Annotated in this window: 9 protein-coding genes; 4 read left to right on the top strand and 5 right to left on the bottom strand. The window is 71.7% G+C overall.

Annotated elements, in window-relative coordinates; genetic code table 11:
• The 5 genes from QR78_RS04020 to QR78_RS04000 form a co-directional block, all read right to left on the bottom strand.
• Positions 1-534: ATP-binding cassette domain-containing protein (locus QR78_RS04020; RefSeq protein ID WP_048426212.1), on the bottom strand; the 534-nt coding region annotated here is incomplete at its 3' end.
• Positions 535-800: 266 nt separating this feature from the next.
• The gene (locus QR78_RS04015) at positions 801-2,213 is read right to left on the bottom strand and encodes a M20 family metallopeptidase (protein ID WP_048426211.1); all 1,413 of its coding nucleotides are present in this window, start codon (positions 2,211-2,213) and stop codon (positions 801-803) included.
• A gap of 262 nt (positions 2,214-2,475) precedes the next feature.
• On the bottom strand, positions 2,476-3,393 hold the full coding sequence (locus QR78_RS04010) for an ABC transporter permease (protein ID WP_048426210.1): 918 nt from the start codon (positions 3,391-3,393) through the stop codon (positions 2,476-2,478).
• On the bottom strand, positions 3,390-4,304 hold the full coding sequence (locus QR78_RS04005) for an ABC transporter permease (protein ID WP_048426209.1): 915 nt from the start codon (positions 4,302-4,304) through the stop codon (positions 3,390-3,392). Before QR78_RS04005 ends, QR78_RS04010 begins: the two co-directional genes overlap by 4 nt.
• 12 nt (positions 4,305-4,316) lie before the next feature.
• Complete coding sequence (locus QR78_RS04000; protein ID WP_048426214.1) at positions 4,317-5,837, bottom strand: ABC transporter substrate-binding protein; 1,521 nt, start codon at positions 5,835-5,837, stop codon at positions 4,317-4,319.
• Between the two features lie 231 nt (positions 5,838-6,068).
• Here QR78_RS04000 and QR78_RS03995 point away from each other — a divergent pair, with 231 nt between their 5' ends.
• From QR78_RS03995 to QR78_RS03980, 4 genes are all read left to right on the top strand, one after another.
• Positions 6,069-6,968, top strand: coding sequence for a LysR family transcriptional regulator (locus QR78_RS03995; protein WP_048426208.1), 900 nt, complete (start codon positions 6,069-6,071; stop codon positions 6,966-6,968).
• 348 nt (positions 6,969-7,316) lie between these two features.
• Positions 7,317-9,014, top strand: coding sequence for a methyl-accepting chemotaxis protein (locus QR78_RS03990; protein ID WP_048426207.1), 1,698 nt, complete (start codon positions 7,317-7,319; stop codon positions 9,012-9,014).
• 352 nt (positions 9,015-9,366) lie between these two features.
• A complete protein-coding gene (locus tag QR78_RS03985) occupies positions 9,367-9,765 on the top strand; it encodes a DUF350 domain-containing protein (protein ID WP_048426206.1) in 399 nt (132 codons plus the stop codon).
• Between the two features lie 8 nt (positions 9,766-9,773).
• Positions 9,774-10,322 (top strand): DUF1190 domain-containing protein, encoded by a 549-nt coding sequence (locus tag QR78_RS03980; protein WP_053220785.1) that lies wholly within the window; start codon positions 9,774-9,776, stop codon positions 10,320-10,322.
• Positions 10,323-10,327: the final 5 nt, after the last annotated feature.

Here is a 10,327-nt window from a genome sequence, read left to right as displayed (position 1 = left end):
CACCAGCACGGCGGGTTCGAGCGCGAGCGCCATCGCGATCATCGCCCGCTGGCGCTGCCCGCCCGAGAGCTGGTGCGGATAGGCCCGGACGATCTGCTCGGGGTTCGGCAGCCCGACCTCGCCGGCGAGCGCCACCGCGCGCGCGCGCCGCTCCCGGGGGGTGAGGAGGTCGTGGGCCTCGAACATCTCGGCGATCTGGTCGCCGATCCGCATCACCGGGTTCAGCGCCGTCATCGGCTCCTGGAAGATCATCGCGATCCGCCGGCCGCGCAGCGCGCGCCAGTCCCGCTCGTCGAGGCGCAGGAGGTCGCGGCCCTCGAACCGGATCTCGCCGCCCACGACGGTGAGCGAGCGCGGCAAGAGGCCGGTGAGCGCGTAGGCGCTCATCGACTTGCCCGAGCCCGATTCGCCGACGACGCAGAGAATCCGTCCCGGTATCAGGTCGAGGCTCAGATCCTCGACCGCGTGCGGCCGGTCGGCCCCCCGCGGCAGGGCGAGGGTCAGGTTGCGGATCTGGACGACCGGTTCGCTCATCGCTGGCCCTCATGCGCCCGATGGGCGGGCTGGTTCGATCGACGGAAGTGTTGTCGGGAGTATCTGCTTTGCCGCGACGGAAACGATCCCCTCCGCGTCATCCCGGGGCCGCACGGCGGAGCCCGGGATCCAGACACTCCGGTGCTGCAGGACGAAGCGGAGACCTCTCCGCCGTATCCTGAACCATCCGCGGTTCTGGATTCCGGGCTCCGCTTCGCGGCCCCGGAACGACCCCGAGGGTGCCGGTGCATGGGTTTGGCGATCCCTTACATCGCCTTCCGCCCGTCCCGGATCGTCACTCCGGTCTCGGCGAGGTCCCAGAACAGGCCGGCCATCAGCCCCAGCGCCTCGCGGGTCGGGGCGCCCAGCAGGTGCTCGTCGGGCGCGTGCTGCGAGCAGGCCGGGTAGGAGTGCGGCACCCACAGGGTCGGCAGGCCGAGAATCTCCGAGAAGGCGTCGTTCGGCAGCGAGCCGCCGAGATTCGGCAGGAGGGCCGGGCGCTTGCCGGTGCTGGCCTCGATCGAGGCGAGCGCCCACGCCACCCACGGGTCCTCGACGGGCAACCGGGTGGCGCGAAACACCTCGGTGCGGGTCGCCCGGACCTCGACCATGGGAAAGCCCGCCGCGTCGAGGTGCCGGCGGATCGCCGGCACGACGCCCTCCCAGTCGGTGCCGACGACGAAGCGCAGCTGCAGCGTCGCCTTGGCCGAGGGCGGCACGGCGTTCTGCGGCCCGTCGGGGTCGCCGCACTTGAAGGCCAGCACCTCGAGGGTGTTCCAGCCGAAGACCCGCTCGGCCGGGCTCAGGCCCGGCTCGCCCCAGCCCTCGTCGATCGAAGGCGCGTTCGGGTCGCCCCCGACCATGATGTCGGCGAGCGCCGCGCGCACGCCGGCGGGGATCGGCGGCGGGCGCAGGGCGTCGAGGAGGATTTGCCCGCGCCCGTCGACGAGGCTCGCGATGGCGCTCGCCAGCACGGTGCCGGGGTTGCGCAGGAGCCCGCCCCAGTTGCCGGAATGGTGGCCGCCCTCGCGCAGGTCCGCGACGAGCTCGAAGGTGATGCCGCCGCGCGAGCCGAGAAACAGCGTCGGCCGCTCGGCCTCGATCCGCGGCCCGTCGGAGGCGATGAGGAGGTCGGCGGCGAGCGCGTCCTTCTCGGCGCGGCAGACCGCGTGCAGGCCCGGCGAGCCGGCCTCCTCGCCCATCTCGACCAGCAGCGTGACGTTGAAGCCGAGATATCCGCCGCGGGCCTGCATCACCGCCTCGAGGGCGGCGAGGTTGATCAGGTGCTGGCCCTTGTTGTCGGCGGTGCCGCGCCCGTACCAGCGCTCGCCCTCGACCACGACGTCCAGCGGATGCAGGCCGGCGCGCCACTGCTCGGGGTAGTTCCGCACCGTGTCGCCGTGGCCGTAGGTCAGCACTTTCGGCAGGTCGTCGCCCTCGTGCCGGGTGGCGATCAGGAACGGGCCGCGGCCTTCTTGCGGGTTCTCGACGAGGCGGGTCGCGAAGCCGAGCCGCGTCACCGCCGGGATCATGAACTGCGTGAGGTAGGCGGCGAGCGCCGGCCCCTGGTCCGGGGCCTGGCTCTCGGTCGGCAGGGCGACCGCCCGGCGGAGCACGGCGAGGAAGCCGCCGTCGTCGTAGTGCCGGTGGGCCAGCGCGATGGCATCGCGTCGCGACATGGGGGGACTTTCTATGCGCGTGTGAGAAGGAGAAGATTGTTGGATCTTGATCGTCGCTTGGTGGAAACCCGGGCGGCCTCGCCCCCTCCCACCCGCGACCTCATCCTGAGGTGTCTGGCGATCGAAGATCGCACACGAAGGGAGCCTCGAAGGAGGGCTCCAGGGATCTCGGAGACTTCTGGAGCCCTCCTTCGAGGATGCTTCGCAGCACCTCAGGATGAGGTTGAGGGCGGGACGAAAGGAAAAGCCGACGGAGACATCGTCAATGCCGCCCCTCGGGAGCGGTGATGTCGCGCACCCCGTCCCCCAGGAGGTTGATGCCGAGCACCAGGATCAGGAGCGCCACGCCCGGGATGGTGATGACCCAGGGCTGGAAGAACATGTACGGCTTGCCCTCGGCGATCATCAGGCCCCAGGACGGCAGCGGCGGCTGCACGCCCAGCCCGAGGAAGGAGAGCGCCGCCTCGAGCAGGATGGCGTGGGCCATCTCCAGGGTCGCGACGACGATCAGCGCGTTGAGGATGTTGGGCAGGATCTCCTGGGCGAGGATCCGGACCGGGGAGAAGCCCGCGGCCTTCGCGGCGGCGACGAAGTCCTGGGCCCGCACCTGCCGGGTCGCGGCGCGGGTGACCACCGCGAAGCGGTCCCAGAGCAGGAAGCCGAGCACCAGCACCACCACCTTGAGCGAGCCGCCGACCAGCGAGGCCATGGCGAGCGCCACCAGCACCACCGGTAGCGCCAGGCGGGTGGTGACGACGTAGCTCACCACCGCGTCGACCCGGCCGCCGTAATAGCCGGCGAGCACGCCCAGCGTGGTGCCGATCGCCCCCGAGATCAGGGCGGCGGAGAGCCCGATCAGCAGCGAGATCTGGCTGCCGTAGATCAGGCGGCTGAGATAGTCCCGCCCGAGCTTGTCGGTGCCGAGGAGATGCTCGACGCTGCCCTTGGCGTGCCAGATCGGCGGGATCAGCCGGCGCGACACGTCCTGGGCGTAGGGGTCGTGCGGGGCGACCAGGGGCGCGGCGAGCGCCGTCAGCACGACGAGCCCGACGATGCCGGCGCCGATCAGGAAGCCGCCATGGGACAGGCCGCGCCTGAGCGCGATCGCTGCGGGCGAGCGGGCCGGAGGGAGGGCGATCTCGGCCTGAGCCGAGGGGAGGGAGGCGGGCCGGACGGTCATGAGCGCAGCCGCGGATCGAGGAGGGCGTTGAGGAGGTCGGCGGCGAGCGTCAGGCCGATATAGATCATCGCCAGCACCAGCACGATCGCCTGGACCACGGGGAAGTCGTTGCGGGCGATCGATTCCCAGGCGAGCTGGCCCAGCCCCTGGAGCGAAAAGACCGCCTCGATCACGATCGAGCCGCCGAGCATGAAGCCGAACTGCACCGCGGCGAGCGCGATCACCGGGATCACGGCGTTGCGAAGCGCGTGCCGGATCAGGATCTTGCGCGGGGGGAGCCCCTTGGCGCGGGCGGTGCGGACGTAATCCGAGGACAGCACCTCCAGCATGCCGTTGCGGGTGAGCCGCATCACCGCCGGCATGGCGTAGTAGCCGAGCGCCACCGCCGGCAGGATGAAGTGCTTCCAGGTCGCGTTGCCGGAGACCGGCAGCCAGCGCAGGTTGACGGAGAAGATCAGGATCAGGGTGAGGCCGAACCAGAAGCTCGGCATCGCCTGGCCCAGCACCGACACGGCGAGCGCGGTGCGGTCGATCCAGGTGTCGCGGTGGAAGGCCGCCACGACCCCGAGCGGGATCGCGACGAGGAGCGCGACCGCCAGCGCGATGACACCGAGCGTCAGGGTCACGGGCAGGCGGGACGCCAGGAGGTCCGTCACCTGCTCGGGGAAGTAGAACGAGCGCCCGAAATCGAACTGGAGCGCGTGCCAGGCCCAGGTGCCGAACTGGACCACCAGCGGCTGGTCGAGCCCGTGCTGGACGCGGATCGCCGCGATCTGCTCGCCCGTCGCCTCCGGGCCGGCGATCGCAGTGGCGAGGTCGCCCGACAGGTGCAGGAGCAGGAAGCTCGCGACCGAGACGGTCAGCGCGACGCCGACCGCGACGAGGATGCGGCGAACCGCGAAGCCCAGCATGGCGCCCGCCTCCTACTTCTTCCAGGAGGCGGCGTAGAAGCGCGGCACCTCGTCGGTCTGCGCCGTGAAGGCGAGGTCGGCGCTGAAGGCGTAGTTCGACGGATAGGAGAACATCGGCAGGGCGTAGGCTTCCGCGGCGATGCGCGTGAGCGCTTGGCGGTACTTCGCCTTGCGCAGGGCCGGATCGGTGCTGGTGTCGCCGGCCTGGAGGTCGGCGATCACCGCGGGATCGCGGGCGAGGTCCTCCTCGCCGCCGCGGAAGTAGATGCCGGTGAAGGCCGAGACGTCGTTGATCGAGAACGAGCCCCAGGTCTGGTAGCCGATCGAGGTCTTGCCGGCGCGCAACGCGTCCCGGAAGGCGGCGTAGCGCAGATAGTTGAGCTTCGCCCGGATGCCGACGGCGCGCAGGTAGCCGATCACCGCCTCCGCGTAGTCGCGCTCGCGATAGGCCGAGAGGTCGATGTCGAAGCCGTTTCCGTAACCGGCCTCCTTGAGGAGCGCCCTGGCCTTCGCCGGGTCGTAGGCGTAGGTCGGCACGCCCTCCTCGGTGCAGCCGAACTGCTCGATGAAGCAGACCGCGTTCATCACCCGGGCGCCCCCGCGCGCCAGGTTGTCGACCATCGCCTTGCGGTCGATGGCGTAGGAGATCGCCTGGCGCACCCGCACGTCCTTGAGGGGCGAGGTCGCCTGGGCGCGGCCCGCTACGTCGAATTGCAGGTAGCCGACCCGCATCGTCTCGGCGGAGAGCACGGTGAGCGTCGGGTCGGCCTTCAGCTGCTCGGCCTGGTCGGCCGGCACGCGCCAGATCCAGTCGACGCCGCCGGTCATCAGTTCGGCCATGCGGCTGTCGGCGTCCGGGATGATGCGGAACTCGAGCTTGCCGATCGTCGCCTTGCCGATCGGGCTGCCCGGCCAATACGTGTCGTTGCGCACCATCCTGACGCGCTTGCCGCTCTCGACCGAGACGATGCGGTAGGGGCCGGTGCCGACCGGCGCCTTGCTGAAGCCGTCGAGGCCAACTCGTCTGAAGTAGGCGGCGGGCAGGATCGGGGTCGGGCCCGACAGGTATTCGAGGGCGGCCGGGAACGGTGCCTTGAGGTGGATGCGCACGCTGTGCGGCCCGGTCACCTCGGTCGACTTCATCCAGTCGACGTTGCCCTTGGTGACGATCTTCGCCTCGGGCGTCAGCACGTAGTTGAAGGTGAAGGCGACGTCCTCGGGGGTGAGGGGATCGCCGTTGTGGAAGGTGACGCCCTCGCGGATCGTGAGATCGAGCGTCACCGGGTCGACCCAGGTCCAGGCGGTGGCGAGCATCGGCCGGTGCGCGCCCGTCTTCGGGTCGCGGTCGATCAGCGTGTCCCAGACGTTCCGGGCGAGGATCACGCCCTCGCGCAGGTTGTTGTGGTACGGGCTCAGGTTCTCCGGCTCGCTGTCGGAGGCGTAGACCAGGGTGTCGTTGGCCTTGCCGGCGAGCGCCGGGCCCGCGACCCCGGCCAGCAGGAGGCCCGCGAGCGCCAGGCCCGCCCGGCGCATCCGCGCATGACCCGTCCGCACCCGGCCCGCTTCGATCCGTATCGGCATGTCGGCTCCGCCTGGTCGAGGGCAGCGCGGGGGACCGTCCGCCCGTCTTGCTGCACTGCCGCAAAATACACCATGCCAGGATGTTGCGCAGATCCGATCGCAACAAGACGAATTTGGCGATAGGTTCGTTGCCGAAACGGCAAGGCACCGAAACGGCAAGGCACCACGACGGCGGGCGGGACGATGCAGACCACGGCGTTGCGCTACTTCCTGGCGGTCGCCCGCGACGGCACGATCGCGGCGGCCTCCGCCCGGCTCAACGTCGCCCCCTCGGCGATCAGCCGGCAGATCGCCAACCTCGAGGCCGAACTCGCCTGCCTGCTGTTCGAGCGGCGGCCGCGCGGGATGGTGCTGAGCCAGGCGGGCGAGCTGCTCGCGCGCCACGCCCGTCAGGTGCTGGCGAGCGCCGAGCAGGTCGTCACCGAGATCCGGGAACTGGAAGGCCTGTGGCGGGGCCTCGTGCGCGTCGCCACCACCGAAGCCTTCGCCATCGACCTCGTGCCGAGCGTGATCGCCGGCTTCCACGCCCGCCATCCGGGCATCCGCTTCGAGCTGAGCGTGCTGCCGCCGAGCCAGGTGACCCAGCGGGTGATCCAGGGCGAGGCCGATCTCGGGCTCACCTTCTGCCTGGACCCCTCCGCCGACACGGCGGTCGCCTATCGCAACAGCCTCGACATGGTGGCCCTGTGCGCGCCCGACCATCCGCTCGCGGGCCAGACGGTGATCGGGCTCTCCGACATCGCCGCCCATCCGGTGGCGCTCCTGCCCCGGGACACGACCCTGCGCACCATCCTGGACGCGGCCTGCCGGGCGGAGGGGATCGCCATCGAGCCCGCCTTCACCTCCAACGCCCTCTCGGCCCTCCTGCCCTTCGTGCGGCTGACCCGCGGGCTGACCCTGATGTCCTCGATCGCGCTGCCGGACCATGTCGGGCGCGGGGAGTTCGTGGCGCTGCCGATCCGCTCCCGCCGCAGCCTCGCCCGCGGCATCGAGGTCCAGACCATGCGCGACCGCCCCCTGCCGCGGGCGGTCCAGGCGTTCCTGACCGCCCTGGTGGCGGCCTTGCCGCGGGTCGGGGAGTGAGGCGCGGGCCGCCGGTCCATCTCGGGGATTCGCCTCCAAGCTTGGCCCGTTCGAGCCCGGACCGCCGAGCGGGAGGGCGGGCGGTCCAAGTGGCGACCGCCCGCCCATTCGCTTAGGCCGCATGTCCTAGTCTATTCGCCAGGCGGCCCTCATTGTCTGCGATCGGCGACAGCATGTTCTGGATTAGGTCGCCGGATTTGCCGCATTATCCTGATTTTCTGCGAGAGAATAAAACATAAATTAATCCGGTGAGGACGATACGGTCGGCCGCGAGAGGAACATATGCCTATTTTTGTCCCGCACAGCGCCGTGCGGGCCTCTCGCGCCGCAACGGAGCTTCGTGTCCTCATGCCCGCTCGCCTCCTGTCCCTGCCCGCGATCTCCCTCGCCGTCCGCAGCAGCGCCATCGGGACCGTCGTCCTGGTGACGGCGATCGCCGGACTCGCCGGAATCATGGTGCGGGACGTGGACGAGGAGATGCGGCACCAGGCAGCGGCGGCCCTCGACGGCAACCTCCGGCTCCTGAAGCAGACCCTCGTCGACGAGGGCGGTTCCTCCACCTTCTCGGTGCGGGACGGGACGCTGGCGATCGGCTCCCACGTCATCGGGGCCGCGGAGCCCGCCGTCGACCGCGTGCGGGCGGTGATGGGCGGCACCGCGACGGTGTTCCTGGGCGACATGCGGGTCGCCACCACCGTCACCAATCCGGACGGCTCGCGGGCGGTCGGCACGCGGCTCGCGCCGGGGCCCGTCCACGAGGCGGTGCTCGGCCGGGGCGAGAGCTTCCGTGGGGAGGCCACGATCCTCGGCGTCCCTCATCTCGCTCTCTACGAGCCGATCCGCGACGCCGACGGGCGGGTCGTCGGGATCGTCTATGCCGGCGTGAAGAAGAGCGAGTATTATTCCCTGATCGACCGCATCCGGACGAAGTCCGCCGGGCTCGCCGCGGTGCTGGCGCTGGCCGGGGCCGGCATCCTCTGGCTCGGCCTCAACCGGGCCGTGGCCCCGCTCCACACCCTCGACCGCGCCATGCGCCGGCTGGCGGCCGGAGACGTCGCGACCGCGATCCCCGGTACCGGCCGGCGCGACGAGGTCGGCGCGATGGCGGCCGCCGTCCAGGTGTTCAAGGACGGCCTGATCCGCACCCGCCTCCTGGAGGCGGAGACGGCGCAGGCCCGCGACACGGCCGAGGCCGAGCGCCGGGCCGGCATGCACGCGATGGCGGCTTCCTTCGAGGCGGCGGTCGGCGGCATCGTCGGCGGGGTCTCGGCCTCGGCGGCCGACCTCCAGGCCACCGCCCGGTCGATGGCGGCGACCGCGACGCAGACCGCGGCCCGATCGACCGCCGTGGCGGCCGCAGCCGGGCAGGCCTCGTCGAACGTCGGCACGGTGGCGGCGGCGGCCGAGGAACTCGGCGCCTCGGTCCAGGAGATCGGCCGCCAGGTCGACGGGTCGGCCCGGCTGACCCGGGTCGCGGTGGCGGAGGTCGGCGAGAGCGCGGCCCGGGTCCGCGCCCTGACGGACGCCACCGCCCGCATCGGCGACGTGGTCGGGCTGATCTCGTCGATCGCCGCGCAGACCAACCTTCTGGCGCTCAACGCCACCATCGAGGCCGCCCGCGCCGGGACCGCCGGCCGGGGCTTCGCCGTGGTGGCGGCCGAGGTGAAGGACCTCGCCGGACAGACCGCGAAGGCCACCGCCGAGATTACCAGCCAGATCGCCGCGATCCAGGCCTCGACGGGTCTCGCCGCCGGGGCGATCTCCGGAATCACCGCGCGGATCGAGGAGATCTCGGATGTCGCGATCTCGATCGCCGCGGCGGTGGAGGAGCAGGGCGCGGCGACCCAGGAGATCGTCCGCAACGTCTCCCAGGCCGCGGCCGGCACCGGCGAGGTGACGGGCAACATCGCGGGCGTGGCGGGCGCGGCGGAGGAGACGGGCGCGGCGGCGGGCCAGGTGCTCTCGGCGGCCTCCGCCCTGACGCGCCAGTCCGAGTATCTCTCGGCCGAGGTGACGCGCTTCCTCGCCAGCGTCCGGGCGGCCTGACGCGGGCTGCCGGCATCGGCGCGGGCCGCGCGAGGGCGCTGGCCGCGCAAGGGCGCGGCCTGTGCCGGCCGCGACGCCGGAAAGATGTCTCGGGCGAGAGGAAGTCGCGCGCGATGTCGTTGTCGGCGTGGCGCTGCCATCCCCGGCGACGCGGAGTTGACGCGGGGCAGCAGCTTGACGATGATCGGAGCCGCGGTCGCGAGGGATGCTGCCGCTGCGCGCGGAGAACGGAAGCGGACAGCCGGGATCGACTGGCCGGACCGATCCGTCCGGCGTGATCGACGGGGTGTTGCTTGGTCCTCTCTTCCGTTCCGCTCGACGAGAGCCGCGCCTCCGATAGAATCGCGCCCCGGTGACCTCGATCGCCGGGCTGCCCGACTTTCTCCTCTATCTCGGCATGGCCGCGCTCCTGACCGGCCTCTATCTCGTCGTCTACACCTTCGCCACGGCCCATAACGAGCTGGCGCTGATCCGGCGGGACGTGACCGCGGCATCCGTCTCCCTCGGCGGCAGCCTCGTCGGCTTCGCCCTGCCGCTGGCGGTGGCGATCTACAACGCCCGCTCGGTCCTCGACTGCCTGGTCTGGGGCCTCGTCGCCCTGGTGGTGCAGGTCGGGATCTACTGGCTGGTGCGCCTCGTCCTGCCGGACCTGTCGCGGCGGATCGAGGAGGACCGGATGGCTGCGGCCGTGCTGCTCGGCGCCGCGTCCCTGGCCGGCGGCGTCGTGAACGCCGCCTCGATGACCTATTGAGGCGCGCGATGGGCGATGCCCCCGGCAAGGACTTTGGCAAGGACCCCGACGCGGAATCCATCCGGCGCATGAAGCGCTCGGCGACGATCTCCCTGGTGCTGGTCGCCGGGGCGGGGGCGGCGGCCTTCGGGCTCGCCCGCCTCGACCCGTCGCAGCGGGAGGAGGACGCGCTGGTCTACGGCACTGTCGGCGCCTGCATCGCCGAGGGCCGGCGCAAGCCCGAGGACTGCACCACCGCCGAGGCCGCGGCGCGCCGGGCCTACGCGGCGACCGCGCCGCGCTACGAGACCGAGGCCGATTGCGAGCGCCATCACGGGCGCGGCGGCTGCGTGCCGGGCGCGACGGTGACGGCGGAGGCGCAGGACCGCTACCTGCCGGTGATGGCCGCCTTCATGCTGGGACCGGAGGCGCAGGACCTGCCGGCCCAGCCGCTCTACGCCCATGCCCCGGAGGAGGAGCGGGAGGCGCAGGGCGGCACCCAAGGGGGCTCTCATGCCGGCGGGCACGGATTCGGCTACTGCACCGGCACGGGTGCCCGGATCGTGCCGGTGCAGTAGCCGAA

The organism is Methylobacterium indicum (genome assembly GCF_001043895.1).
Classification (GTDB): Bacteria; Pseudomonadota; Alphaproteobacteria; order Rhizobiales; family Beijerinckiaceae; genus Methylobacterium; species Methylobacterium indicum.
This window is presented reverse-complemented; position numbering and strand designations above follow the sequence as displayed.